We start from the raw sequence: 25,087 nt of genomic DNA on the forward strand, positions 1-25,087 counted from the left end.
GTGGCTGTAAAACGTTCTCCTTTGCCCAGTATGTTGACCCGGCAGGTCGTGCAAGATGGGCTGGCCTATATCTTCAAGGGCGGCCTGCGGCTTAAAAACAGCCATTTGCCGGTGGCAGATCATGCTATCCCCAACCATTTCATAGGTATTTGTGTCGCAACCAGCGAGCAGCCGGAAACCGATGATTATGTGCTGGCACAACTGGCCGCGCTGGGGCTGGGCCGTGTGCGGCTGGATATCGGCGATGATGAAATGTATGTGCACCAGGTCAGGTTGTTGCAGCGCCTGCTGGATGCCAGCCTGCTGGTAGATGTGCACCTGGTGCAGCCGTTTGCAACCGCCAGGCATATGCTGGATACACAAGTGCAGGCCAGGTGGCAGCAGTTCGTCGAACAGTTCTTGCAGCAATATGCCACGCAGATCGCCAGCCTTGAGATAGGCAATACCATCAACCGTAAACGCTGGTCAGGCTATCAGTGGCCGGGCTTTTTGCAGGCGTGGCAGATCGCCCATAGACTGGCCAGGCAATACGGTGTCAAAGTGGTCGGCCCGAATATCCAGGACTTTGAGCCGCTGTATAACATCAGCGCGTTCAAGAAACTGCAGGCAGAACACCTGCTGCCTGACGTGCACAGCAATAACCTGTTTGTAGAGCGCGTGATAGAGCCCGAGCAGCCAGACCACCGTATCTTCCAGTTCCGCTGGACCCGCTGTTTAAAATTCAACCTGATCAAGAAAGCGCGCCTGTTGCAAAAGATAGGCGCAGATTTTGGCGTCGCCAGCCTGGTTTCGCCGGTGGCATTCTGGGCCATTTACCGCATACAGCGCCATTTGCCGGATGGCGCACAAAAGCAGGCAGATTATGTCACGCGCTATTTCACCCTGCTGGCCGCTTCCGGTGCCTTGCAGCAGGCCAACTGGGGTGCCATGATCTGCCACCGTGAAGGCGTGATCAATGACGGCCTGGATGAGGCGCGCTACCCGGCACTAGAGCGGGTGGCCTATTACCAGTCAGCCGATGGCAACCTGCATGAATACCAGCGCAACCCGAGTTTCTCGGCCCTGAGGACAGTGGCGCGCTGGCTCAATGGCGCACACTATATAGGCGCATTGGCCACAGGCAATGGCCTGGAGATACACCAGCTGCGCAAGCATCAGAAACTGATCCATGTGGTGTGGGCCATCAATGGCCACTGCGCCATATTGAACCAGGTCTATGCTGAATCCAGTTTGCGCAAGGTGGAGTGCATCAATCGCAACGGTCAGTCTATTGCACAGCCGGCGCTGATCACCGAAACACCGGTCTACCTGATGTGGGATGCCAGCGACAGCGTGGCATTACATACCGATACCCCCAAACTGTCACAGACCATCATCCACGCCCATATCCAGGGCCTGCAATACTACCCGGTGCAAGAAGCCGACTGGCGCGGCATGATACTGGCTGAAAGCAGTGAGCAGGCGGCGCAGCTGTGGTATGCCTGGCACCCCGGCACCCTCAGGGCACCAGCCAAAGAGCAGGCCTTACGCCATGCGCGCAATGCGATCTGGCCTATCGCCGACCCACGCTCGGCCAATAAAAAAGTCACCGTCAAACAGCCAATCAGGATGCACTGGCACAAGACCGTGCTGGACCGCTTTAAGCCCAGCAAGGCCAAACGCAGCTGGAACGGCGCCATGGAGCTGTTGCGCCGTGGCGTGGGCACTGCCATGCCGCTGGCCTATTTCGAGCGCGTAGACGACAGCAGCCTCAAGCAGAATTACTTTATTTGTGAGTATGTCACGCACGACTTCACCATCGCCCAGGCCTTTATCGCTTTCAGTCAGGGCGAGCAAAGTTTTCAGGGTGTGGCTGCGCAAAGTCTGTACCAGGCGTTTGCGCTGTTTTGCCTGCATATGCATGCATCTGGCATTTATTTCAGGGATTTCTCCGGCGGCAATATCCTGGTCAGCCAACAGGATGAACGCCTGACATTCTCGCTGATAGATACCGCGCGCCTGCACGCGCATGCCACGGCGACGCCATATAGTGAAAGGATCGCTGATCTGACCCGAGCCATCCAGAAATTACACTGGGAAGGGCGCAAGCAGTTTCTGACGCTGTATCTGGGGCTGTCCGGGCATAGCCTGAATATAGGCACTTTGCTGCCGTTTTATTTATATGATTTCAAGGTGCATTTAAAGCGCAGCATAGGCCGTAAAGGCATGCGCAAGTTATTGCGCAAGATCAAAGAAATACGTGGTGGCAACGCCACTTAGACTAGTCTCATGAAAATCATGATGGCCTGTCGCGCAGTTTAAGCACGACAAGTTTATAGTGCAGTTTTAATATGGTCACACGTGATAGCAAATGCTAAAGCGCAATGAGTTACCAAAACTTTCTAACAAACTAGCTAAAAAGGAAATCAATCATGTGGACAAAACCAGCTGCTACCGAAATGCGTTTCGGCTTTGAAGTAACTATGTACGTAATGAACAAGTAATTGTTCCTTGCTACGAAAAACGGGCGCTATAAGCGCCCGTTGTCATTTGTGTGTAGCCGTTAGCGGAGAGAGATCAGTAATTGATCTGCCCGGATAAATACCAGCCGGTCTGGTTCTCTTTGGTGGCTATGGTGCCCAGGTCTATATAAGCGCCGGTCACTGAAACATTTTTATGCGCAAACCAGGTCAGAAATACATCCTGTGCCTTTTTCTCTTCGGCGCCTGAGAGGTTATCCGGTTTAAAACGCAACTCGGTGCCAACCAGAAAACTGTCAGACAACATCACCGCTGCCGAAACCGCAGGGTAGATACGGTAACTGTCGCGTCTGTCACCACCAAAACCCAGCAGGCCGAACTGGTTGGCTTTAGTGGCATGCAAGTTAGCATTCACTAGCAGGTTGTAGCCATTAGCCGCACCAAGAAACAATTTGCTGGCCGCCAGGTAGTAATCGACACCGCTACGGTCTTTGGCGCCCAGTGCTTTGGGGATAAAGTTAAAGTCTTCGTTATATTTGTATTGGGCACCTACCGAGAGCTGTGGCAGCCAGGTGTCCTGATCGTAAATCGCATCACCGATCAGGCGCAATTTCACACCCACGGTATTCAGGCGGATCTCTTCACCGCGCACCGTTTTGCCCAGACCGAATCGGGTTTGGGCGGCGCTGACTTCCACGCGATTCATAAAGCCTAATGAGATCCCGGCCGAATTCAGTTTGTAATCGGCTTTGGTTTCAGCATGCGTATAAAACGCAGAACCACCGACTTGCTGGTCTGTGCCGTAACCGCTGATCACAGCCCATGGCATCAATCCACCGCCAGCCGAGCCTTCAACCTGTGTCACTCCGCCGGTCGCCAGTAAACGATCGCCGGCATGCACCATTGAACATGGTGCAAACAATGGCAGCACCACGGATAACACAGTGGCAATAAGTTTTAGCTGATGCATAGAGACCTCGCTTGATTCGTTCATAGCGGCATTATCCAGCTGGCGCGATAAATATCATTGCGTGAAAAAACACAGGAATACGGTTTTTTTTGCCCTATGCATCACGCGGCGCAGTTGTATGATGCGATCATTGGTCTAAAGAGTGATGGAGAGTAGCGATGCGAAGTTTTGTGATTGCCATGCTGGTATGGGTATGTGCCGGATGTGCCCTGCAACCCAAGCCAGAAGCCAGCTTGTTCCAGCGTATAGGCGGCTTGCCCATCTTGAGCCGTCTCTCCAACCAGACTCTGGATATCGTCAGCAAAGACCCACGCACCAAGCGTTCGTTTGAAGATGTTAAGATGAAGACCTTGAAGGAAAGCCTGACAAATTTCCTCTGTATCAAAACCGGTGGTGATTGTGTTTACGAAGGCGAAACCATGAAAAAATCGCATGCAGATCTGCATATCACCACGGCAGAGTTCGAGATCATGGTCGAGGTGTTACGCGAGCGCATAGATGCGAATGGCATAGGCACCAGAGAAAAGAACGAGTTGCTGAAGATACTGGCACCGATGAAGCATGATGTTGTGACCAATTAGAGTGAGTAAAGGAAATATTATGCTGGCTGCAATCGTGCGTACAGTGTGGCTGGTGTTGGCAACCGCCATAGTGAGTGTGGCCTGGGCAGACACGGTGACGGTGATAGTGACCGATGCCGCGGGTAATGCGGTGACTGACGCCGTAGTGGCTTTTTATGATGGCAAGACCGCGGCCAGCAACCCGAATGCGACCGGCAAGATCGTACAAAAAAACAAGATGTTCAACCCCAAGATCACGGTGGTGCAGACCGGGACCAATATTAGTTTCCCTAACGAAGACTCATTCCGGCATCATGTGTACTCTTTTTCCCCAGCCAAGAAATTTGAATTAAAATTGTATTCGGGTGTACCTACCAACCCGCTGCCGTTCGAGCAGGCCGGTGTGGTGACCTTGGGGTGCAACATTCACGATTCTATGTTAGGGTACATCTACATAGTAGATACGCCATTTTTTGCTAAAACGGATGATAAAGGCCGCGCTGTGCTCAAACTGAGCGACGGACTATATTCTTATCAGGTATGGTCGCCGGGGGTGAACAAGCCGGCGACGGAGCAAAAGGTAAAAATTGATGGGGCTACTGAGGTTAAAGTGTCGATTCCATAAAAATAAGACTGCATGATCAAGTTCAAACATATTCGCTCTCGAATAGCGTTTACATTTCTCTCCGTTGTTGTCGCTATCCAGCTGGCTGGCCTCATACCGCTTAAATACGCGCTGGTTAAACATGCCAACGAACTCGCCCAGGACCAGATCAACGTCGGCGAACGCGTGTTCGTTAACCTGCTGCAACACAACACCCAAAGCCTGAAACAAGCCACACAAGTGCTGGCTGCTGACTTCGCTTTCCGCGATGCCGTCGCCAGTAACGATGCCGAAACCATCAAGTCTGCGCTGGAAAGTTACCAGGGCCGCATACACGCCCAGGTCGCTTATTACATCAGCAATAGCGAAGACCTGGTGATAGGTACCGCCGATAGCAAATTTGATCTAAACGCGCGACAGGCAATTTTGCAGAACCAGAACGGCACGCTCAAGTTTGATATTGTCGATGGCAAGCCGTATCAGCTGATCACCGTGCCGGTGAAAGCGCCCGATGTGATAGGCTGGATCGTCATGGGCTTTGCCGTGGATGGCCGGCTGGCAGACCAGATCAAACAGCTCACGCATCTGGATGTCACCTTTTTGCAAAAAACAGCGCAACAAGACTGGAAACTGATGAGTGGCACCGGCACCAGCCAGCTCTCCAATGTGCTGGTCAAAACCATCGCTGATATTTACAGACAGAAACTGTCACTGCACAAAGTCGATCTTCACGGCCAGACCTATCACCTCAAGATACGCTCGCTGCATGAAACCAAAGACGAAGTATTGCTGGTGGTGCTGCAGGGCTCGGTCGCGCCGTTCACGCGGGAGTTGAGCCAGCTTTTTCAAAGCATGGTGGTGCTCACCTTTATTGGCGTGCTGATCTTTGCCGCACTGATCTGGTATGTTTCGCGCAAAATCACCGAGCCTATCGCCGAGCTGGTGAAAAATGCCGACGAGATCGCCATGGGTGATTATGCAAAAGAGATAGATATCAATAGCAGCGATGAAGTCGGCTATCTGGGTAAAGCGCTTAACAGCATGCGTGAGGCGGTGTTGCAACGTACGCTACGTATACAGCGCCTGGCGTTCAATGATGAGTTGAGCGGGCTTTCCAACCGGCTGGCCTTTATGCAAGGCATGCAGCAGGCGATCACGCGGCATGCCGAGACGCAGCAGAAATTCAGTGTGCTGGTGATCAACATCCACCGCTTCAAACCTATCAATAAAACGCTGGGCCGCGATTTCGGTGATGACTTGTTGCGCCATGTCGGCCAGGTGTTAAAAGAAAATATCCTGTCTGAGCATGACGTAGTCGCCCGTTTGTCTGCCGACGAGTTTGCCATTTTGCTGCAATACGCAGACCAGGCCAAGGCGACGCAATACGCCGACAAGATCAATCGTATCTTCGATGCGCCTGTGCATGTGCAAGGGCAGGCGATAGATGTGCGCATAGGCATGGGCATCGCGCTGTATCCTGACCATGGCGTTAGTGAAGAAGCCTTGCTCAATCATGCCGAAACCGCCCTGCATGAATCCAAAGTCAAAAAAGCAGAATGGATAGTCTACAACACGGCGCTTGAGATAGACCAATCAGAAACACTGACCCTGATCTCCGATTTAAAACAAGCGATCGATAAGAATCAGCTATTACTGTACATACAGCCTAAGATAGATGTGAAAACCCGCAAGACGCTGGGTGGAGAGGCGCTGATCCGCTGGGTACACCCGGAAAAAGGCATGATCTTCCCTGACCAGTTTATCCCCTTTGCCGAGCAGACCGGCATCATCAGCGAGATCACCAACTGGATGCTGTTGCGTGCCTGCCAGGTGCTGGCTGATTACAAGAGCCAGGGTTTGCACATGAGCCTGGCGGTCAATCTGTCCACCCGCGATCTGAATAATATGGAACTGCCTGAGCAGATAGCCGAGCTGCTCAAGGCGCACCGGCTGGATGCAAAAGCCCTCAAGCTGGAAATCACCGAAGGCAGCCTGATGCAGGACCCGGAGCGGGCCGAAACCGTGGTCAGAAAACTGGCTGCCATGGGCTTGCACCTGGCGATTGATGACTTCGGCACCGGCTATTCCTCGCTGGCTTATTTGCGGCAACTGCCAGTGCAGGAGCTCAAGATCGATCGCTCGTTCGTCATGTTCATGGATAAAAATAGCGGTGATGCCAGCATAGTCAAATCAACCATAGACCTGGCGCACAACCTGGGCCTGAATGTCGTGGCTGAAGGCATAGAGAACGAAGATGTGCTTGGCCAGTTAGCCAAACTGGGCTGCGACGAAGGGCAGGGCTATTTCATAGGCAAGCCTATGCCGGAAAAAGATTTCGCTATCTGGCTGGAACGCTGGGAAGGCCAGAACGAGATCGATATCGATATCGGTGATGACCTGTCATTCTCCGTCAACCCGCTGGATGGTTTTATTCCGCCACGTTAAGGCCAGCCCCCAGCCCCCAGCCTTCAGTTTGCTGCTTCAATCAATTTCCCTTATCAGCATGATAAAAACATTCAACTTTATTCAATCATGCATTCGTTTTAACATGCGTCTCATGTTTAAAGGAGCGCAAAATGAGCAAACTCAGAATGCATAACAAAGGCAATTTTGTAGTGAGTGCCATCTTCAGATTGTTTAATCAGTAAGCGGATTATTTTTATTGCTATTAAATAGCGTGCTATATATAATCGCTGCATGACTGGCACCACCAACAGCAAGACCCCGATCTTGAATGAGCAATTATGTTTTGCCGTATATTCACTATCGCTGGCTATTAACAAGGCTTACCGGCCATTGCTGAAAAAATTGGGTTTAACTTACTCGCAGTACCTGGTGATGCTGGTATTGTGGGAAAGCGATCAGCGCAGCGTCAGTGATATAGGCGAGCAGCTGTTTCTTGATTCGGCCACTTTAACGCCATTGTTAAAACGGCTTGAAGCCGCCGAGTTGTTACAACGCGTGCGCTCCAGCAAAGATGAGCGGCAGGTCATCATCTGCCTGACAGATGCCGGGCGTGCTTTGCGGCTGCAGACATCCGATCTGATGGATGAGATGTTATGCGCCATGGGTTGCCCGGTTGAAGAACTGGTGTCATTGCGTGACCGTATGAAGGTATTACGCAACCATTTGATCCAGCATGCAGGATAAAAATGGTTGTATAAGTAGTTGGGGTTGTTTTTATATTTTTTATGTCATAAACATAGTGCACTATTTAATTTTGCAAGATCAATAAAGTTTTTTTACCTTAAAGATTGAAAGGGACATCATCATGAAAATAAAAATACTCATCAGCGCATTAGCCGCCGCTTCTTTTATCAGCGCTCATCCGGCGATGGCCGAAGATAAACCTGCAGAGCAGGCCAAGCCGGTCACCGAGCAGCTGGTCGATACCTTGACCACGCTTTCTGGCGGGCCGCACGCCGGCTTTCGTTCCAACCACGCCAAAGGCGTGATGCTGGAAGGCTCGTTTAAACCTTCTGCGCAAGCTGCAAGCATCAGCAAGGCGGCACATCTGCAGAAGGCAGAGAGCCCAGTGCTGGTCAGGTTTTCTGACGCCACTGGTGTGCCTAATATTCCGGATGCCAACGGCAATGCTTTCCCTAAAGGCATCGCCATCCGTTTTCAGCTGCAAGATGGCCTGAGCACCGATATAGTCAGCATCTCGATAAATAACTTTCCGGCGGCCACGCCTGAGGATTTTTTAGGCTTGCTCAATGCGGTGCGTGATTCACAGAACAGCACGGCCAAACCCAGCCCGGTGGAACAGTTTTTAGCGTCACACCCGGCAGCTTTGAAATTTGTGACCACGCCCAAGCCAGCGCCAGTCAGTTTTGCCACCCAGCCGTTTTTTGGCGTGAATGCGTTTAAATTCACCAATGCGGCGGGGCAGAGTGTCTACGGCCGTTACCAGATCATCCCGGTGGCCGGGGCGCAGTACCTGAGCAAAGAAGCGACCGATGCAGCAGCACCTGATTACCTGATGACCGATATCGCCGAACGGGTAAAAAAACAGAGCGTGCAATACAAGCTGTTACTGCAAATCGCCGAGCAGGGTGACGAAGTGAATAATGCCACCGTGCAGTGGCCAGAAACTCGCAAAACGGTGGAATTAGGCACATTGACCCTGAAAACTGTGGTGGCAGATAGCAAGGCCAAAGAAAAAACCCTGATGTTTAATCCGCTGCAATTAACCGAAGGCATAGAGGCCAGCCAGGACCCTATCCTGCTGGCGCGGCCTACGGCTTACGCAGTGAGCTTTGGCAGAAGGTTAGGCAAATAATAGTGGTAAATAAGTAAGCAGCAGATGTGAAATGCCCCCTGCGGACAGCAGTCCACCGGGGGCATTTTTTTATGACGGATAAAGCTTAAGCGCTGATAAACATAGTCGCTCAAGCGCTCACAAAAGGAGCCGCTCAAGCGCTCACAATAGGAGCCGCTTAAGCGCTGATAAACGTAGTCGCCTTGCCGTTGATGCAATAACGCAAGCCGCTTTCAGTTTTGCCATCGGGAAACACATGGCCCAGATGCGCATCACAGACATTACATTTCACTTCTATGCGCTGCATGCCATGGCTGCCATCTTCAATATAGGCGATCGCATCAGGCGTCAGTGGCTGGTCAAACGAAGGCCAGCCAGATGAAGATTCGAATTTTTGCCCGGAGTCGAACAATGGCTGCTCGCAACAGGCACAGGCATAACGGCCAGGCGTAAACGCCTCACACATTTCTGATGAAAACGGCCGTTCGGTGGCGCTCAGGCGTGTGATGGCAAACACGTCTTCATCAAGGATGTCACGCCATTCGCGTGGTGATTTAACTACTTTATGACTAGCCTCAGGATTGCCTTCTCTGGCAAATTTGAGCACATCTTTCCATTTCAACATCATCATTTACTCGCTGACGGTTATGAAGGTGACAGGTTATAAAAAGCGTTAAACCAGCCGATTTCCGTGTTTCTTTGGCAAATGCAAACAGATTGCTGGCAGATACACTTAAACCATCGAGTATACATCACAACAATAGTTCGATCCGCAGGAGAAACCATTTGATCGTCAGACCCAGACCGCATTTGCTAGAGCTGTTTTTTATCATTAAAGGTTCTATCGTGTTGCGTATCATGCCACTGCTGATATTCGTGGCTACGCTCTCCACCGTCATCGTCTCCATTTATACCTTTAAGCCAGGCTGGTTGCCCAAGTTTGATGGCGGCCCGTTTGCGTTACTAGGCATCACCTTATCCATCTTTCTGGCGTTCAGGAACAACGCCTGCTACGAGCGCTGGTGGGAGGCACGCAAGATCTGGGGCGAATTCGTGCTGACTGCACGCAGCCTGGCACGGTTGAGCAAGGTGCTGGAAAGTGACAAAGACGTGACGCAATCACCGCGCCGTATCCTGCTTGAATGTAATATCGCCTATGCCCAGGCGCTGTTGGTGCAGCTGCGGCCCAGCAACCCGCAACACAAGATACACGCTTATCTGCCAGAAGCGGTGTTTCATGAGTATTCAAGCAGCAAGAACCCGGCCGAAGCGATATTGCGCGCCATGGAATGTGTGTTGATACAGGCATTGCATAGCGATCGCATCGATAGCATACAGTTCAATATGCTGGATGAGCTGCTGCAGAAGCTGGCGCAGGTGCAGGCCTCTTGCGAACGCATACAGAATACGCCTATCCCGTTCGGCTATACCTTGCTGTTGCACCGCACCGCCTACACTTTCTGTTTTCTGCTGCCGTTTTGTTTTGCCAACACGCTGGGCTGGGCGACACCTTTTGTCACCGCGCTGGCTGCCTATACCTTCTTTGGCCTGGATGCGCTGGGTAACGAGCTGGAAGAGCCGTTTGCCATGGGCGCCAATGCCTTGCCTATCAGCGCGCTGGCGGATGTGATAGAGATTGAAACCAAGGAAGCATTAGGCGATACCGATATCCCCCCATTGCCGGTGCCCAAAGACTTTGTGCTGATGTAGTCACTACTGCTTTAGAGCGATTAAGAAACAGCAGCAGCCACGTCCTCTCTTGTTTGCTGAAAGGCGACTATCGCTGTTTGGTCGTCTTGCCTGCACACCGGTGCTCCCAAAGGAGTATCGGTCAACACGTCATTTAATTGCAGCTTAGTCCGCGCCCATCTGGCAAAAACCCGATAACTCGGTTAAATTCACATTTCTTGTTAAGCAAAGTCAAAGCTGGCAAATGCCATGCGATTTTGCTTACTTGAGCTCGCGTCCATGTGCAGCAAAAGCATGGGATTTAGTGATCATTACATCACACTTAAAAAGGACATCACTCACACACTCAGCCCATGATTGCAACAAGCGTGCTTATCCGTAGCATACGGAAATGTTAGTGCGCTGCTTAAATTTAAAATGTGATTCGTATATAAAAAGGAAAAAGAAAATGAACGAACTTGTTTACCCGCGCGAGCGCAGCTTGGGCGCTATCACCCTGGTGCTAGGCATTCTGATCTGGATCGCCTTGATCGTTGGCACCTTCGGGGGTGCATTAGTCATATTGTTACTCGGATACATTGCCTATTTATTTGCTCAGTCAGCATTGATCGCGCATATCAAAGGCAATGGTGTAGAGCTTACCGAGACCCAGTTTCCTGATCTGTATGCGCAATTCAACGATTGTTGTGCGCGTTTGCAACTCATCATCCGGCCGCAGGCAAACATACTCAATGGCAATGGCGGGCTCAATGCATTCGCTACCCAGTTTCTCGGTACCCAATATGTGGTGCTGATGTCTGATGTGGTCGATGCCATGGATCAGCATACTGATGGCGTGCGTTTTTATATAGGCCACGAACTTGGCCATTTGCGCATGAAACATCTGGCTTTCGGGCATCTGCTACGCTGGCCGGCGTTATGGCTGCCACTGCTAGGGGCGGCATATTCACGTGCGCGTGAAAGTACTTGTGACCGCCACGGCCTGGCATGCAGCAACTCGCCCGAAGCTGCGGCGCGCGCACTGGTGGTGCTTTCTGCCGGGGTTGAGCGTTGGCAGAAGCTGGATTTGAACGCCTATCTGCAACAGGCAAAACATGGCACCGGTTTCTGGATGTCTTTCCACGAGCTGATCGCCGGCTACCCGTGGCTGACCAAACGTGCAGCACGCATATTGAACCCTGACGAACAGGTGCCCAGACGCAATATTTTTGCCTATCTGCTCGCCGTGTTTATTCCATATGCCGGACGACTGGGTGGTGGTTTCGCGCTGCTGATGATGGTTTATGTAATAGGTTTGCTCGCTGCCATCGCCATTCCTGCCTATCATGATTACACGGTCACGGCCAAGCTGGAGCAGAGCGTATTGCAGTCGCAGGGCGCGCGGCAAAACCTGAGTGAGTATTACATTGCCAATCAGCAGACACCAGCTTCACTGGAAGCCGCAGGCATCGCATCGTCACAGGCAGATGGCAGTGTATTGCAACTGAACCCGACCAATATGGAGCTGACGGTCAGCAACAAGCACGGTGCTCTGGTGTTTATACCATCGCAGGATAAGCAGGGACATATCAGCTGGAGTTGCACCAACGGCGAAGGCGTAAAACCTGCGCAGCTGCCGCCGGCCTGCCGGAGGTTGAATCAGTAAGGCACTCGTTGTGGCAAGGGCAGGGGATGCTGATGCTATGTAATGGCTCAGCGACCCCTGTTGCACGCGGTGATAGTCCTGTGCAAAGCCTGGCCATTATTTTTGATAGCGCGAATATTGTAAGTCTTGCGTTTGGATTGCCGGTTTGTCACCGGCGATCAGGTCAGCCAATACCTGCCCTGAACCGCAAGCCATGGTCCAGCCCAGTGTGCCGTGGCCGGTGTTCAGCCATACATTAGGCAGGCGGCTGTCGGCCTGGCCTATGATAGGTGTGCCATCCGGCGTCATCGGCCGCAAACCGGTCCAGAAACTGGCCTGTGTCACATCACCCGCTTGCGGAAACAAGCCGGTGAACACTTTTTCCAGAGTTTCACGGCGGCGCGGGTTGAGCGTCAGGTCAAAACCTGCCAGTTCAGCCATGCCGCCTACCCGTATGCGCTGGTCAAAGCGGGTGATGGCGACTTTGTAGGTTTCATCCATCACGGTAGAAACCGGTGCGGCATCACTGTTGATAATAGGTACGGTCAGTGAATAACCTTTTACCGGGTAGACCGGCAGATTCAGGCCCAAGCCTTGCATCAGCTCGCGCGAGTAACTGCCGAGGGCGACCACATAATGGTCTGCAGCTACAGTCTCAATGCCATGGTCACTATTGATTTCCACAGCTTGTAATTGATCGTTTTGCCTGAGCAGGCGTGTGATGGTCACGCCCTGCCTGAATTGCACGCCCAGGGTTTGCGCCAGGGCAGCCAGGCGCGAGGTGAACAGCTGGCAATCGCCGGTCTCATCGTCCGGCAAATGCAGGCCACCCAGCAACTGGTCTTTCACCTGGCTTAAGGCCGGTTCAATGCGGGCGCAGCCATCCGCGTCCACATGCTGGAAAGGCACGCCCATATGGCTGAGCACCGCAATATCCTTGGCTTCTACATCGAGCTGCTTTTGCGTGCGGAAAACCTGCAAAGTGCCCAGCCTGCGCTCTTCATAGTGGATACCGGTATCGGCACGCAACTGGCGCAAGCAATCACGGCTATATTCGGCCAGGCGCACCATGCGCGATTTGTTCAGGGTGTAGCGTTCGCTGGAGCAGTTGCTGAGAAATTGCGCCATCCATTGCGCTTGCCAGTGGCTGAAATCAGGCCGCAGCCTGAGTGGCGCATGGCGCTGGAACAGCCATTTCAGCGCTTTGTAAGGCACGCCAGGGCCAGCCCAGGGGGCAGCATAGCCAGGGGAGATCTGGCCGGCATTGGCAAAACTGGTTTCCATACCAACCGCGGGCTGGCGGTCTATGACGGTGACAGCGTAGCCTTTCAACGCCAGGTAATAAGCGCTTGTCACCCCTATCACCCCAGAACCCAGCACTAGCACATGCATGCGACACTCCTGCAACAGCCAACCATGGATATCAGCGGTTTAATTAAACCGTTTAAACCATAGTAGCAAACTTGATCAATAAAACCTCAGTCAGTCGCGGGAATTTATGTTTAACGTTGCGCTTGAGTCGGTATTGCGGCCAGGTGGAACACACAATTGCTAGAGAAAAAAGTCTGGCGGCAGCGCCTTGCGGGCTGTAAAGCCGGGGTCACGCCAGGCGCAGCGGTGAGATAGGGTATGGCTGTTTAGTTTTTTAGCGATTTTTCCAGCGCTTCTACCATCACCTGTGCCGGATCACACGGGGCAGCCCAGTCACGCGATTGCGCGGCGATCTCTACCATGCCGGTCGGGCTGGTGACATTCACTTCGGTCAGGTAATCACCTATCACATCCAGCCCCACCAGAAACAGGCCGTGTTGCTTGAGGGTCTTGCCTACTGTTTGCGCAATTTCAAGGTCACGCTCGCTCAGCGGCTGGGCGACGCCTTTGCCGCCGGCAGCCAGGTTGCCGCGCGTTTCACCGGTTTTGGGGATGCGCGCGAGTGCATAAGGCAGCGGTTCGCCATTGATGATGAGTATGCGTTTATCGCCCTGGGTGATTTCAGGGATATAGCGTTGCACCATGATGGTCTGGGTTTCAAAGCGGGTCAGTGTTTCCAGGATGGAAAAAATATTCGGGTCATCTTTACGCAGGCGGAAAATACCGCTGCCGCCCATGCCATCCAGTGGTTTGACGATGATGTCGCCATGTTCGGCCAGAAAGGCCAGTATTTTTTCGCGCTGGCTGGTGACGATAAACGCTGGCGTGAATTGTCCAAAGCGGGTGACCGACAGTTTTTCATTCCAGCCCCTGATAGCGGCAGGGTCGTTGACTATGGTTGCGCCTTGTTGCTGCGCCAACTCCAGCAGGTAGGTGCTGTACAGGTATTCATTATCAAACGGCGGGTCTTTGCGCATGAGCACGGCGTCAAAAGCGGTAGGTTGATGTGTGGTTTTGTCACCCACCACCCATCTATCTTCATCAAATTTGAACGGCTGCGCATCGACCAGTGCAATTTCACGCTGCAGGTGCCAATCATGCTGTTCACAGACCCATAACTCATGCCCGCGTGCCTGCGCGGCACGCATAATGGCGAGGCTGGTATCTTTATAGGCGGTCAGTGTGTGCAGCGGGTCTAGTATAAACAGCAGTTTCATCATGCGCCTTGGAGTCGTTTATGCGTTCAGCGGGTCATTTTCCTGTAATTCCATGCCGGCGGCCAGCAATGCCAGGCGCGCTACCACGCCATAAGCGTAGAAACGGTTAGGCGGCGCATCCGGCTCGCCCGCACAGTCGGGCAGGGTACAGGGCTTTTCAAACGCCAGCGGCACAAATTGCATACCGGGCGCATTGAGGTTTTCATCCACGCCGCGGCTGGTGTGCACGCGGTAAAAACCGCCGATCACAAAGTGGTCCATCATATAGACCACCGGTTCGGCCACGGCGTCATTGATGTTCTCAAAGGTGTAGACGCCTTCTTGTATCATCACTTCAGAGACTTCTACCCCTTCTTTGATCACCGACATCTTGTTGCGGGTCTTGCGGTTGAGGTCACGCACTTCGTCGGCCGATTTTACGCTCATAATGCCCATGCCGTAGGTGCCGGCATCGGCTTTCACGATGACGAAAGGCGCGTGCTCTATGCCGTATTCGGCGTACTTGGCTGCGATCTTTTTCAGCATGGCATCGACTTTGTCAGCCAGCTGGTCTTCACCGACGCGGGCATGGAAATCAATGCCGCTGGCAGTATCAAAATACGGGTTCAGCAACCATGGGTCTATATCCAGTAGCGCAGCAAAACTGGCGACTACTTTGTCATAAGCGGCAAAGTGTTGCGATTTGCGGCGCACGAACCAGCCTGCGTGCAGTGGCGGGATCAGGTTCTGCTCCAGGTTTTGCAGCAGGTCGGGCACACCGCCAGACAAATCGTTATTGAGCAGGATGGCACAGCTGTCAAACGCCGGGTAATCCACACCTTCAAAAGTGACGGCGTTCAGTTTGAGGCGGTTCTTGTCCCGCACCAGCGGTTCCAGTATTAGTGGCAGGCCATCGTGGGTCTCCAGCCTGGTGACTTCGGTGATCTCGGGCGACAGGCTGCCTACGCGTACCTCCATGCCCGCTGCTTTGAGGATATGGCAAAGCTCGACCACGTTGCGCAGATAGTAGGTGTTGCGGGTATGGTTTTCCGGGATCAACAATAAACGGCGCGCGTCAGGACAGATCTTTTCTACCGCCACCTGGGCCGCCTGCACCGCCAGGCTGAGGAAATCCGGGTTGAGGTTATTAAAGCCACCGGGAAACAGATTGGTATCCACCGGTGCCAGTTTAAAGCCGGCATTGCGTAAATCGACACTGGCATAAAATGGCGCGGCGACCTCCTGCCACTGGCTGCGGAACCAGTGCTCTATATCCGGCATGGCTTCCAGCATGCGCTTTTCCAGGCTGACCAGGGGGCCGCTCAGGGCGGTGGTTAAATGGGGAACCATATATTGCTCCTATGCAAATCTTGGGCTGGCGTTTTCATCTATCAGTCCAGCGCTGCTATTCATTATGCTTGTTGCGCGATGACGCCGTGCGCCTGCTGGTCAGCATGGTAGCTGCTGCGCACCATGGGGCCGCTGGCTGCGTTATCAAAGCCCATGGCATCGGCCTGTTGTTTAAACCAGGCAAACGTTTCCGGCGTGACATAGCGTAGCACAGGCAGGTGATGCACACTGGGTTGCAGATATTGCCCGAGCGTCAGCATGCTGACATTGTGCGCACGCAGGTCGCGCATCACTTCTATGATTTCTTCGTCGGTTTCACCCAGGCCCAGCATCAGGCCGGATTTGGCCGGCACATGCGGGTACATTTCGCTGAATTGCTTGAGCAGGTTGAGGGAGTGCTGGTAATCAGAGCCCGGGCGCGCCTGTTTGTACAAGCGCGGTACGGTTTCCAGGTTGTGATTCATGACATCGGGCGGCGCTTCACGCAGGATCTTGAGCGAGATATCCAGGCGGCCACGGAAATCCGGCACCAGGATCTCGATCTTGATCGCGGGGGATTGGGCGCGGATAGCGCGTATGCAATCGACAAAATGCTGGGCACCGCCATCAGGCAGGTCGTCGCGGTCTACCGAGGTGACGACCACATAGCGCAATTTCATCTGCGCAATGGTGCGTGCCAGGTTTTCCGGCTCATTGGGGTCAGGCGGTAGCGGTTTGCCGTGCGCCACATCGCAAAATGGGCAGCGGCGGGTGCAGATATCACCCAGGATCATAAAGGTCGCGGTGCCGCCACTAAAGCATTCGCCTATATTAGGGCAGCTGGCTTCTTCGCACACGGTATGCAGGTTGTTATCGCGCAATACTTGCTTGATCTCCTGAAAGCGGGCCGAATCCGGCACTTTCATGCGTATCCATTCCGGCTTGCGCAACACCGGCATGGGCACGATCTTGATCGGGATGCGCGAGGTTTTCGCTGCGTCTATCTCTTTGACGCCGGCGACTTTTTTAGCCGGGCGTTCCGTTTGGCATTTATCTGACATACGCCAGTTTCTCTTTCAGTCTCTGGGTTAACTCAGCGGCTATGTCAGCCATGGTTAACGGAATATTCAATGCTGTGGTTTGCGTCATCTGCATGCCGGCATAACCACACGGGTCTATGTCGGCGAAAGGCTGCAGGTCCATCTCTATATTTAAACTTAAGCCATGATAACAGCACTGATTTTTAAGGCGTAAGCCTAATGAGGCGATTTTTTTACCGGCTACATACACGCCTGGCGCATCAGCGCGCGCTTCAGCAGCCACGCCCTGGCCTGCCAGGAATTCTATCAGGCTGTTTTCCAAGATGGTGACGAGTTGCCGTACATTCAAGTGATGGCGTGCCAGATCGAGCAAACAATAGATGACCAGCTGGCCGGGGCCGTGGTAGGTGATCTTGCCGCCACGGTCTACATGCACCAGTGGGATACCGTTATCTGGCAGGCGTACCCCGCGGCGGTTAAGGCCCAGGGTATATACCGGCGGATGTTCGGTTACCCATAGCTGGTCAGCAGAGCTGGCATCGCGCTGGGCGGTGTAAGCCTGCATCTCGGCCAGGGTGACTGCATAATCAGTCAGGCCCAGCTGGCGAATTTCCAGGGCAGGCATGCGCTGTACGCGGAGGACTACAGCACGACCTTGACCATAGGGTGCGAGGTCAGGCTGCGATAGATATCATCCAGTTGCGGTTTGGAGGTGACGTAGACCAGGCAGGTCAGGCTCAGGTATTTGCCATTGCTGCTGCCCCGGATCTCGATCAGGTGCGTATCAAACTCCGGCCAGTGGGCCTGGATCACACGCGTGACTTCAGCGCTAAAGTCGTCATGCGTCTCGCCCATCACCTTGATAGGAAAGTTGGTAGGAAACTCAATCAGGGTTTCCTCTGCGCCAGCGGGGGGTGCTGGCGGTATCTGATCTTGCTCACTCATAGGCTCACCTGTTGCAAAAGCGGTTACTGCAGATACAAACGCACTTGGTCTATCATGCGTGAAAAGATATTACTGGCTTCCACTGCCTGTATGGTCACCAGTGGCACGCTATGTACCACCTGGTTATTCATGGTGAATTCTATCTTGCCCACTGCCTGGTTTGCTTTCAATGGCGCTTCCAGCGGTTTGGCGATGCGTACATTGGCCTTCATATTGGCATATTCACCTTGCGGCAAAGTCAGGTAAACCGGCCTGGCCACGGTCAGATCGACCTCGCTGGCGGTGCCTTTCCAGACTTTCTGGCGGGTGATGGCTTTAGCGGCAGGGTAAATCAGCTTGGACTCAAAGAACTGGAAACCGAAGTTAAGCAGTTTCTGGCTTTCGGCCGCGCGCACATTATCTGAAGTAGTGCCCAATACCACCGAGATCAAGCGAAAATCATTACGCTTGGCCGACGAGATCAGGCAGTAGCCGGCAGATTCGGTATGGCCGGTTTTCATGCCATCTACGCTAGGGTCCAGAAACAGCAGGCGGTTACGGTTAGGCTGGGTGATCTTGTTATAGGTATAAGACTTTTGCGAATACAGGCGCGCATAGTCTTGCGGGAAATCGCGGATCAGGGCGTTGGCCAGGATAGACAGGTCGCGCGCCGTGGTGGTGTGGGTAGGGTCAGGCAAGCCGGTCGAGTTGATGAAATGGCTGTTCTTCATGCCCAGCGCCACTGCTTTTTTGTTCATCAGCGTGGCAAATAACTCTTCGCTGCCGGCAATACCTTCTGCCAGCGTGATGGCGGCATCATTGCCTGACTGTATGATCAGGCCATGCAACAGCTCGTCTACAGTGACCGTCATGGTGGTGTCTATAAACATTTTAGAGCCTTCGACCTTCCAGGCTTTATGACTGACCGGCAAAGTCTGCGTCAAGGACAGACGCTTTTGCTTGACCGCTTCAAACGCCAGGTAAGCGGTCATCACCTTGGTCAGTGAGGCTGGCTCCACCGGCATATCCGGGTTGCTGGCAGCGAGTAAGCCGCCGGTATTGGCATCACGCAGGACAAACGCTTTCGCGGCCAGCGTAGGCGACGGCACGTTCAGGGTGACGGTTTCAGCCGCCAGCGTGATGATAGGTAAAGAGAGTAGAAAAGCAATGCAAGAGCGCCACATGGTTAGTCACTTAACGAGATAAACAGTCAATGAGAAAAAACCCTAAACGGGAAACAAACTTCACGCAGAAAAACCTGGCGCGAAAAAAACAAATACCGGGATAAACAATTACCGGGAAAAGATCAGTGCAGGTAACTGCAGTTGGTCACGCATCTGGCTGGCAGCCTGTGCGGCCAATGCGTGATCTGGATACGGCCCCAGTACGACCTGGAACAGCTTGCCATTATACACTTTGTTGAGCAGGGTTTGTGTCTCGGGGATGCTGTTGGCGATGCGTTTCTGCAGGCGGTCGGCATTTTCCTCCTGGCCGAAGGCCCCCACCTGTATATAAATGCCATTGGCTTCCAGCCCGTTGGCGCTTGTGTTTGCTGCGGTGGCGGGGCTTGCAGCTGGTGGCGTGCCTGCAGGTGCAGCCGCGTTGGTTGACACAGGTGCGGTTGCGGATACAGACTGGACTATCTCCCTCGTTACCTGCACGGTCTCACTGGCTGCCGGCGGCGCTGCCGGTGCAGATTGTGTGGTGTCTATCAGTGAGACTTCTACCTGGCTGGAACCGTGGCGTATGATATCCAGCTGTTTGGCTGCCGCATACGATAAATCGATCACACGCGGCCGTCCGAAAGGGCCGCGGTCATTCACCCTGACGATCACCGATTTGCCGTTGCTGAGGTTGGTCACGCGCGCATAGCTGGGCAGTGGCAGGGTTTTGTGCGCGGCAGAAAGCTTGAACATATCGTAGACTTCGCCGCTGGCGGTCTTGCGGCCATGGAATTTCTTGCCATACCACGAGGCATGACCGGTCTGGCTGAACGGCGTGCTAATGGCAGTCATGGGCGAGATGGTCTCACCATTGACGATATAAGGTTTGGTGGTCGATTTAACGATAGGGTCCAGCCTGGGCGTGACTGTGGTTTCCAGCGGAATATTCGGGTCTATGCCATCGGTGGCATTGCCTTCGAATTCCGGTTTGGGGTCTATATTGATGATGCGCGGCCCGATGACAGTCGGTGCCGAAGGCGCAGCTGGCTGCGGTTTGGCGCTAGGCCGCTGGTCTGGCGTGGGTTTGCTGGCAGGGGGTTGTGCGGGGCTGGTCTGGCGTGGCGGCATACTGCTGCTACAGGCAGCCAGCAGGCTGGAGAGCAGCAGGAGTGCCGCCAGGTTTAAATTGAAAGACATTCTATCCTCACAAATGACAGCACTAGTTGGTCGCCACTAATCATCGGTCACCACTAATCTGTAGCCACCAGGCGTTTATGCGATTGCACACTCATTAACAGACCCAGGCTCAGGCCCAGTGTCAGCAGTGAGGTGCCGCCGTAGCTGACCAATGGTAGCGGAATGCCCACTACCGGCAAAATGCCGCTGACCATGCCCATATTCACAAAACAATAAGTGAAGAAAGTGGCAGCGATGCTACCCGCCAGCAGACGCGAAAAGGTATTTTTGGCTTGCGAGGCAATGATAAAAGCGCGGCCTATGATAATAATGAACAGCAGCAATAACAGGCAGCAGCCGACCAGGCCGAATTCTTCGGCAAATACGGCAAAAATAAAGTCTGTGGTGCGTTCCGGCACAAAGTCCAGTTGTGACTGGGTGCCGTTGAGCCAGCCTTTGCCGGTCATGCCGCCGGAGCCGATGGCGATGGTCGCCTGTATGATATGGTAACCGGCGCCCAGCGGGTCCTGGCTGGGGTCTATCAGGATCTCGACCCGGCGCCGCTGGTAATCATGCAACATGGACCACAGGATAGGCAGTGCCGCGCCAAACGCGATGGCGCTGCCAAAAATGAATTTCCAGCTCAGCCCGGCCAGAAAGATGACGAAAAAGCCGGAAGCGAACACCAGGGTGGCGGTGCCCAGGTCAGGCTGTTTGGCGATCAGTAATACCGGCACCAGCAATATCACACCGGCCACCAGATAGTCGGCAGTGCGCAACATGGTTTCGCGTTTGGAGAAATACCAGGCCAGCATGATAGGCACTGCCAGTTTCATGAGCTCTGAAGGCTGTATCTTGGTCACGCCCAGGTTGAGCCAGCGCCGTGCGCCGTGGCTGATATCGCCTATCAGCGCCACCGCCAGCAACAGCGTCAGGCCGAAGATATACACCGGAAACGCGATACGCTCTATCAATAGCGGCTGGGTGTTCGCCACCAGCAGCATCACCGCCATCATGATGATGATATTGATGATCTGCGCATTCACTTTGGTCAGCGACTGGCCCGATGCGCTGTACAGCACCATCAGCGCCACCACCAGCACCATAAGCACGGTGGCCAGCAGGATAGAGTCTATATGCCGTATAAAGCGTACGATCAATTGCCTAATCATGTGGCTCCTCTTCTACTTCTGGCGCATTCGGCACCGTGACTTCAGGCGTGGCCGCCGCGGCCGGGTCTACCGGCACTTTACCCAGCAGATAATAATCCATCACCTTGCGCGCGATCGGGCCGGCAGTCGAGCCGCCATGGCTGCCGTTTTCAACGATCACCGCCACCGCGATCTTGGGGTCGTCAGCAGGGGCATATGAAATAAACCAGGCATGGTCACGGTGGCGTTCGTTGATCAGCTTTTCGTTGTATTTCTCGTTCTGCTTGATGCCCACCACCTGCGCAGTACCGGTTTTGGCCGCGATCAGGTAGCCGGCATTGGCCCCTATCGCCGCTGCGGTACCGCCAGGTTGCGTCACATCCATCATGCCCAGTTTGACGATCTCCAGGTTGTTGGCGCTTAAATTCAGCTGGTCGGCGATCTCGTGTGGCAACAGGCTGACCTGGTTGGTCTTGGAGTTGACGATGGCATTCACCAGGTGCGGCCGTATCGATTTGCCGCTGTTTGCCAGCATGGCAGTCGCGCGCGCCAGCTGCATGGGGGTGACCAGGGTATAGCCCTGGCCGATACCGACGATCACGGTCTCACCCATATACCACGGTTGTTTAAAACGTTTTTTCTTCCACGCCGGGGTAGGCAGCAAGCCGGATAATTCACCCTGGATATCGATATTGGTTTTTTCGCCAAAGCCAAAATGCCTGACAAAGTCGGTCAGCCTGTCTATGCCCAGCTCCATCGCCAGGCCGTAAAAAAAGGTGTCGCAAGACACGGTGATCGCCTTGCGCATATCCACCGCGCCGTGGCCGGAAGGCTTCCAGTCGCGGTAACGGTGACGGCTGTTAGGCAGCATGAAATAGCCGGGGTCGCTGATGGCAAAAGGTGGCTGACGTTTGCCTGATTCTAGCCCGGCCAGGGCGACAAACGGTTTAAAAGTAGAACCTGGCGGATAAATGCCTTTCAGGCTACGGTTGATCAGTGGTTTATCCAGCGAATTATTCAGCAGGTTCCAGTTGTCGTAATCTATGCCATCGACAAACAGGTTGGCGTCAAATGAGGGCATGCTGGCCATGGCCAGCACCTCGCCGGTCTTAGGCTGGATAGCGACCAGGGCACCGCGCCTGCCGGCGAATTCGTGTTCGGCGATCTCCTGCAGCTTGGCGTCCATAGACAGCACGATGTTATTGCCCGAGGTCGGCGACGCACTGGAAAGCACGCGCACGGCACGGCCATCGGCATCGATCTCCACCTGCTGAAAACCGGTGATGCCATGCAACTGCTCTTCATAAGCTTGTTCCACGCCGGCTTTGCCTATGTGCTCGGTGCCTTTGTAATTCGACAGCTGGTTATTCTCTTTCAGTTGCCTGAGGTCGTTCTCGTTAATGCGGCTGATATAACCGATGGCATGCGTACCCAGCGTGCCGTAAGGGTAGTGGCGGAACAAACGTGACTTCAGCTCTACACCGGGAAAGCGGAAGCGGTTGACCGCGAACTTGGCAGCTTCGTACTCATTGAGGTGGGTACGGATAGGGATGCTTTCAAAGGTGTGGCTTTGCCCGCGCAGTTTTTTAAAGCGCTTTAGATCGGTAGGCGAGATCTCGACTAGCTGGCCCAGTTCTTCTATCGTGTCCTGCAGGTCATCGGTTTTGGAAGGCGTGATCTCCAGCGTGTAGACAAAAAAGTTATGCGCCAGGATGATGCCGTTGCGGTCAGAGATCAGGCCGCGGTTGGGCGTGATCGGCACGATAGAGATGCGGTTGTTTTCTGCCAGCGTCTGGTAGTAGTCGTAACGGTAGATCTGCAGAAAATAAAAACGCCCGGCCAGTGCCGAAAACGCGGCAATCACCACTAATACCAGAAAAACCAGGCGCACCCTGAACTTGTGCTGTTCGTTCTGATGGTTCTTGAGTTCGGTGCTGTACCCCATGCGCTTACAGCTTTTTCGGGCGTGACAGTTCGCCAAACCACATGATCATGATTTGCCAAAGGATAAGGTCGGAGATGATAGGCAGGCCATAAGTCCAGTCCGGCAACTCGCCGCCGGCAAACAGCTTGAGCAGCATGATGAGTAATCGCTGCATGCCAAACAGGAAGATCAGGTAAAGATACAGCTGCCAGCGGTTGAACAGCACCAGCCGGCGCTGATAGATCAGGCCGAGAAAAGCGGTGATAGAAAACGTCAGCGCGTGCTGGCCCAGCAGGCTGCCGGTGGCCAGGTCTACCAGTAGCCCGGCAAACCACACCCAGCCGATATTGCAGTGGTAAGGTGCCTGCAGCAGCCAGTAAAGCGCGATCACCAGCAGGAAATCAGGGCGGATAATGACGCCGGAGTTAGACCACGGATAAAGCTGGAACACCAGCCCGACCAGCAGCGTAAAAAAGAAAGTGCTGAATTTAACCGGCTTCATGGACGCTCCGGTGTGGTCTGGTTGCCTGGTGTAGTGGCTGGCGTGACTGGCGTGACTGGTGGCGTGCCAGCTGGCGGCGCTGCCAGAGGCGTGGCTGCAGTGTCGCTGTCTGTGGTTTCCAGGCTGGGGATCTCAGTCACCGGGTGCGGGTCCACCGCGGCATTGTTTTTTTGCAGCACATCGACCACCGATTGATCGAGGTGCTGCGCATTATTGCGCGGCAATACCGGTTTGTTGTCAGTCAGCGGGTTGATGGCCGGCGCTTCCGGGATCTTTAAAATCAATACGTGTTTATGGTTATTAACCCCGGCGATAGGGCGGCTGACGATCTTGGCAAACGGTGAATCCTGGCTTTGCTTGATCTGCGTCACTATGGCCACCGCCAGGCCGGCAGGGTAGACGCCGTCTATCCCTGAAGTCACCAGTTTATCGCCGACCTTGATATCGACGCTGGTCGGCAGGTAGGGGATATCCAGCGTGTTGCGTTTGCCCTCGCCAAAAGCGATCGCGCGCAACTGGTTGCGCTCGATCTGGATAGGGATGGATAACTTTTTATCAGTGATCAGCGTGACTTCGCTGGTGAACGGGTAAACGCGGGTGATCTGGCCGACCACCCCCTGTTCATCGACCACCGCCTGCCCGGGCGTGATGTCGTGACGGCTGCCGCGGTTAAGGGTGATGATATTGCTGAACGGGTCGCGCCCCATGTGCATGACTTCACCCAGGGTGGCTTTGGGGATGATAGGCGCATCACCTGCCAGCAATGTGCGCAGATGCACATTCTCGGCATCTACCGTGGCCAGCCGTTGCAGCGCGGCACTGTCGATCAGGCCTTGCTGTTTCAGTTTGAAGTTTTCCTGGATCAGCTGGTTGTGCGAGGTGAAATAGGTATTGATATTGCGTCCCCACTCATTCGGGGCGCTGGCGACGATCTCCAGCGGGTGCAGGGCGGCGCTGAACCATTGGCGCACCTGACTCAGGTACTCAAAGCGCGCGTCTATGGCCATCATGACCAGCGACAGCGCGCAAAAAAACATCAGGCGTGAAAAAGGCCGCGGCCCCTGGATAAAAAAGGCCGGGGATTCGTGCGGATCAAGCTGTTGGTGTATGCCTTTGAGCATAATGAGGGTAGCGCCAGCCGGAC

At 53.9% G+C, this 25,087-nt stretch carries 23 protein-coding genes; 9 read left to right on the plus strand and 14 right to left on the minus strand.

Translation table 11 applies throughout. From position 1 onward, the window contains the following. Complete coding sequence (locus ACFQ1Z_RS13385) at positions 1-2,259, plus strand: lipopolysaccharide kinase InaA family protein (RefSeq protein ID WP_379058501.1); 2,259 nt, start codon at positions 1-3, stop codon at positions 2,257-2,259. A gap of 152 nt (positions 2,260-2,411) precedes the next feature. Continuing rightward, positions 2,412-2,483, plus strand: coding sequence for a pyrroloquinoline quinone precursor peptide PqqA (gene pqqA, locus ACFQ1Z_RS13390; RefSeq protein WP_081624291.1), 72 nt, complete (start codon positions 2,412-2,414; stop codon positions 2,481-2,483). A 73-nt stretch (positions 2,484-2,556) separates the two neighbouring features. Here the strand turns inward: pqqA and ACFQ1Z_RS13395 are convergent, their stop codons facing one another. Continuing rightward, positions 2,557-3,363: a DUF3034 family protein gene (locus ACFQ1Z_RS13395; RefSeq protein ID WP_379058915.1), complete on the minus strand. Its 807-nt coding sequence runs from the start codon at positions 3,361-3,363 to the stop codon at positions 2,557-2,559. A gap of 224 nt (positions 3,364-3,587) precedes the next feature. Between ACFQ1Z_RS13395 and ACFQ1Z_RS13400 the strand changes: the two genes are divergently transcribed. The 5 genes from ACFQ1Z_RS13400 (at position 3,588) to ACFQ1Z_RS13420 (ending at position 8,875) form a co-directional block, all read left to right on the plus strand. Continuing rightward, positions 3,588-4,010: a group I truncated hemoglobin gene (locus ACFQ1Z_RS13400; RefSeq protein WP_379058503.1), complete on the plus strand. Its 423-nt coding sequence runs from the start codon at positions 3,588-3,590 to the stop codon at positions 4,008-4,010. Positions 4,011-4,029: 19 nt separating this feature from the next. Further along, positions 4,030-4,614 (plus strand): methylamine utilization protein, encoded by a 585-nt coding sequence (locus ACFQ1Z_RS13405; protein ID WP_379058505.1) that lies wholly within the window; start codon positions 4,030-4,032, stop codon positions 4,612-4,614. 12 nt (positions 4,615-4,626) lie between these two features. Beyond that, entirely contained in the window at positions 4,627-7,038 is a 2,412-nt protein-coding gene (locus ACFQ1Z_RS13410; RefSeq protein ID WP_379058508.1) for an EAL domain-containing protein, read from the plus strand. Positions 7,039-7,290: 252 nt separating this feature from the next. Continuing rightward, positions 7,291-7,743, plus strand: coding sequence for a MarR family winged helix-turn-helix transcriptional regulator (locus ACFQ1Z_RS13415; protein ID WP_379058511.1), 453 nt, complete (start codon positions 7,291-7,293; stop codon positions 7,741-7,743). Positions 7,744-7,864: 121 nt separating this feature from the next. Continuing rightward, positions 7,865-8,875, plus strand: a complete 1,011-nt coding sequence (locus ACFQ1Z_RS13420) for a catalase family peroxidase (protein WP_379058514.1) — start codon at positions 7,865-7,867, stop codon at positions 8,873-8,875. A gap of 157 nt (positions 8,876-9,032) precedes the next feature. Here ACFQ1Z_RS13420 and msrB read toward each other — a convergent pair whose 3' ends face one another. Continuing rightward, on the minus strand, positions 9,033-9,479 hold the full coding sequence (msrB, locus tag ACFQ1Z_RS13425; RefSeq protein WP_449288893.1) for a peptide-methionine (R)-S-oxide reductase MsrB: 447 nt from the start codon (positions 9,477-9,479) through the stop codon (positions 9,033-9,035). A gap of 161 nt (positions 9,480-9,640) precedes the next feature. Here msrB and ACFQ1Z_RS13430 point away from each other — a divergent pair, with 161 nt between their 5' ends. Together ACFQ1Z_RS13430 and ACFQ1Z_RS13435 are read left to right on the plus strand one after the other, a co-directional pair. After that, positions 9,641-10,564 carry a bestrophin family protein gene (locus tag ACFQ1Z_RS13430; RefSeq protein ID WP_379058519.1) on the plus strand — a complete coding sequence of 308 codons (924 nt, stop codon included), beginning with the start codon at positions 9,641-9,643 and terminating at the stop codon, positions 10,562-10,564. Positions 10,565-10,991: 427 nt separating this feature from the next. Further along, on the plus strand, positions 10,992-12,188 hold the full coding sequence (locus tag ACFQ1Z_RS13435) for a M48 family metalloprotease (protein ID WP_379058521.1): 1,197 nt from the start codon (positions 10,992-10,994) through the stop codon (positions 12,186-12,188). Positions 12,189-12,284: 96 nt separating this feature from the next. On the opposite strand, the gene ACFQ1Z_RS13440 is transcribed toward ACFQ1Z_RS13435, so the two are convergent. From ACFQ1Z_RS13440 to mreC, 12 genes are all read right to left on the minus strand, one after another. Next, positions 12,285-13,559: a D-amino acid dehydrogenase gene (locus ACFQ1Z_RS13440; RefSeq protein WP_379058523.1), complete on the minus strand. Its 1,275-nt coding sequence runs from the start codon at positions 13,557-13,559 to the stop codon at positions 12,285-12,287. A gap of 245 nt (positions 13,560-13,804) precedes the next feature. Then, entirely contained in the window at positions 13,805-14,755 is a 951-nt protein-coding gene (gene gshB / locus ACFQ1Z_RS13445) for a glutathione synthase (protein WP_379058526.1), read from the minus strand. Positions 14,756-14,773: 18 nt separating this feature from the next. Continuing rightward, a complete protein-coding gene (gene gshA / locus ACFQ1Z_RS13450; protein WP_379058528.1) occupies positions 14,774-16,084 on the minus strand; it encodes a glutamate--cysteine ligase in 1,311 nt (436 codons plus the stop codon). Positions 16,085-16,146: 62 nt separating this feature from the next. Continuing rightward, positions 16,147-17,124 carry a lipoyl synthase gene (lipA, locus tag ACFQ1Z_RS13455; protein ID WP_379058531.1) on the minus strand — a complete coding sequence of 326 codons (978 nt, stop codon included), beginning with the start codon at positions 17,122-17,124 and terminating at the stop codon, positions 16,147-16,149. After that, on the minus strand, positions 17,114-17,728 hold the full coding sequence (gene lipB, locus ACFQ1Z_RS13460) for a lipoyl(octanoyl) transferase LipB (protein WP_379058533.1): 615 nt from the start codon (positions 17,726-17,728) through the stop codon (positions 17,114-17,116). The genes lipA and lipB overlap by 11 nt, the downstream gene beginning before the upstream one ends. 17 nt (positions 17,729-17,745) lie before the next feature. Continuing rightward, positions 17,746-18,048 (minus strand): HP0495 family protein, encoded by a 303-nt coding sequence (locus ACFQ1Z_RS13465; RefSeq protein WP_379058535.1) that lies wholly within the window; start codon positions 18,046-18,048, stop codon positions 17,746-17,748. Positions 18,049-18,071: 23 nt separating this feature from the next. Continuing rightward, entirely contained in the window at positions 18,072-19,169 is a 1,098-nt protein-coding gene (locus ACFQ1Z_RS13470) for a D-alanyl-D-alanine carboxypeptidase family protein (protein WP_379058917.1), read from the minus strand. A gap of 150 nt (positions 19,170-19,319) precedes the next feature. Beyond that, complete coding sequence (locus ACFQ1Z_RS13475) at positions 19,320-20,387, minus strand: septal ring lytic transglycosylase RlpA family protein (RefSeq protein ID WP_379058538.1); 1,068 nt, start codon at positions 20,385-20,387, stop codon at positions 19,320-19,322. A gap of 53 nt (positions 20,388-20,440) precedes the next feature. Next, positions 20,441-21,538, minus strand: coding sequence for a rod shape-determining protein RodA (gene rodA, locus ACFQ1Z_RS13480; protein ID WP_379058540.1), 1,098 nt, complete (start codon positions 21,536-21,538; stop codon positions 20,441-20,443). Then, on the minus strand, positions 21,531-23,462 hold the full coding sequence (gene mrdA, locus ACFQ1Z_RS13485) for a penicillin-binding protein 2 (RefSeq protein ID WP_379058542.1): 1,932 nt from the start codon (positions 23,460-23,462) through the stop codon (positions 21,531-21,533). The genes rodA and mrdA overlap by 8 nt, the downstream gene beginning before the upstream one ends. 4 nt (positions 23,463-23,466) lie before the next feature. Continuing rightward, a complete protein-coding gene (gene mreD / locus ACFQ1Z_RS13490; RefSeq protein WP_379058545.1) occupies positions 23,467-23,943 on the minus strand; it encodes a rod shape-determining protein MreD in 477 nt (158 codons plus the stop codon). After that, positions 23,940-25,064: a rod shape-determining protein MreC gene (mreC, locus tag ACFQ1Z_RS13495; protein ID WP_379058548.1), complete on the minus strand. Its 1,125-nt coding sequence runs from the start codon at positions 25,062-25,064 to the stop codon at positions 23,940-23,942. Before mreC ends, mreD begins: the two co-directional genes overlap by 4 nt. Positions 25,065-25,087: the final 23 nt, after the last annotated feature.

This window comes from Methylophilus luteus (assembly GCF_042676265.1).
GTDB classification, from domain to species: Bacteria; Pseudomonadota; Gammaproteobacteria; order Burkholderiales; family Methylophilaceae; genus Methylophilus; species Methylophilus luteus.

Coding starts and splice junctions, on each gene's coding strand:
- lipB (WP_379058533.1), bottom strand. CDS start 17,728: ATGCCTGCCCTGGAAATTCGCCAGCTGGGCCTGACTGATTATGCAGTC.
- msrB (WP_449288893.1), bottom strand. CDS start 9,479: ATGTTGAAATGGAAAGATGTGCTCAAATTTGCCAGAGAAGGCAATCCT.
- ACFQ1Z_RS13420 (WP_379058514.1), top strand. CDS start 7,865: ATGAAAATAAAAATACTCATCAGCGCATTAGCCGCCGCTTCTTTTATC.
- ACFQ1Z_RS13475 (WP_379058538.1), bottom strand. CDS start 20,387: ATGTCTTTCAATTTAAACCTGGCGGCACTCCTGCTGCTCTCCAGCCTG.
- gshA (WP_379058528.1), bottom strand. CDS start 16,084: ATGGTTCCCCATTTAACCACCGCCCTGAGCGGCCCCCTGGTCAGCCTG.
- ACFQ1Z_RS13395 (WP_379058915.1), bottom strand. CDS start 3,363: ATGGTGCATGCCGGCGATCGTTTACTGGCGACCGGCGGAGTGACACAG.
- gshB (WP_379058526.1), bottom strand. CDS start 14,755: ATGAAACTGCTGTTTATACTAGACCCGCTGCACACACTGACCGCCTAT.
- ACFQ1Z_RS13405 (WP_379058505.1), top strand. CDS start 4,030: ATGCTGGCTGCAATCGTGCGTACAGTGTGGCTGGTGTTGGCAACCGCC.
- ACFQ1Z_RS13415 (WP_379058511.1), top strand. CDS start 7,291: ATGACTGGCACCACCAACAGCAAGACCCCGATCTTGAATGAGCAATTA.
- rodA (WP_379058540.1), bottom strand. CDS start 21,538: ATGATTAGGCAATTGATCGTACGCTTTATACGGCATATAGACTCTATC.
- ACFQ1Z_RS13465 (WP_379058535.1), bottom strand. CDS start 18,048: ATGAGTGAGCAAGATCAGATACCGCCAGCACCCCCCGCTGGCGCAGAG.
- mrdA (WP_379058542.1), bottom strand. CDS start 23,462: ATGGGGTACAGCACCGAACTCAAGAACCATCAGAACGAACAGCACAAG.
- ACFQ1Z_RS13435 (WP_379058521.1), top strand. CDS start 10,992: ATGAACGAACTTGTTTACCCGCGCGAGCGCAGCTTGGGCGCTATCACC.
- lipA (WP_379058531.1), bottom strand. CDS start 17,124: ATGTCAGATAAATGCCAAACGGAACGCCCGGCTAAAAAAGTCGCCGGC.
- ACFQ1Z_RS13440 (WP_379058523.1), bottom strand. CDS start 13,559: ATGCATGTGCTAGTGCTGGGTTCTGGGGTGATAGGGGTGACAAGCGCT.
- mreC (WP_379058548.1), bottom strand. CDS start 25,064: ATGCTCAAAGGCATACACCAACAGCTTGATCCGCACGAATCCCCGGCC.
- ACFQ1Z_RS13410 (WP_379058508.1), top strand. CDS start 4,627: ATGATCAAGTTCAAACATATTCGCTCTCGAATAGCGTTTACATTTCTC.
- mreD (WP_379058545.1), bottom strand. CDS start 23,943: ATGAAGCCGGTTAAATTCAGCACTTTCTTTTTTACGCTGCTGGTCGGG.
- ACFQ1Z_RS13400 (WP_379058503.1), top strand. CDS start 3,588: ATGCGAAGTTTTGTGATTGCCATGCTGGTATGGGTATGTGCCGGATGT.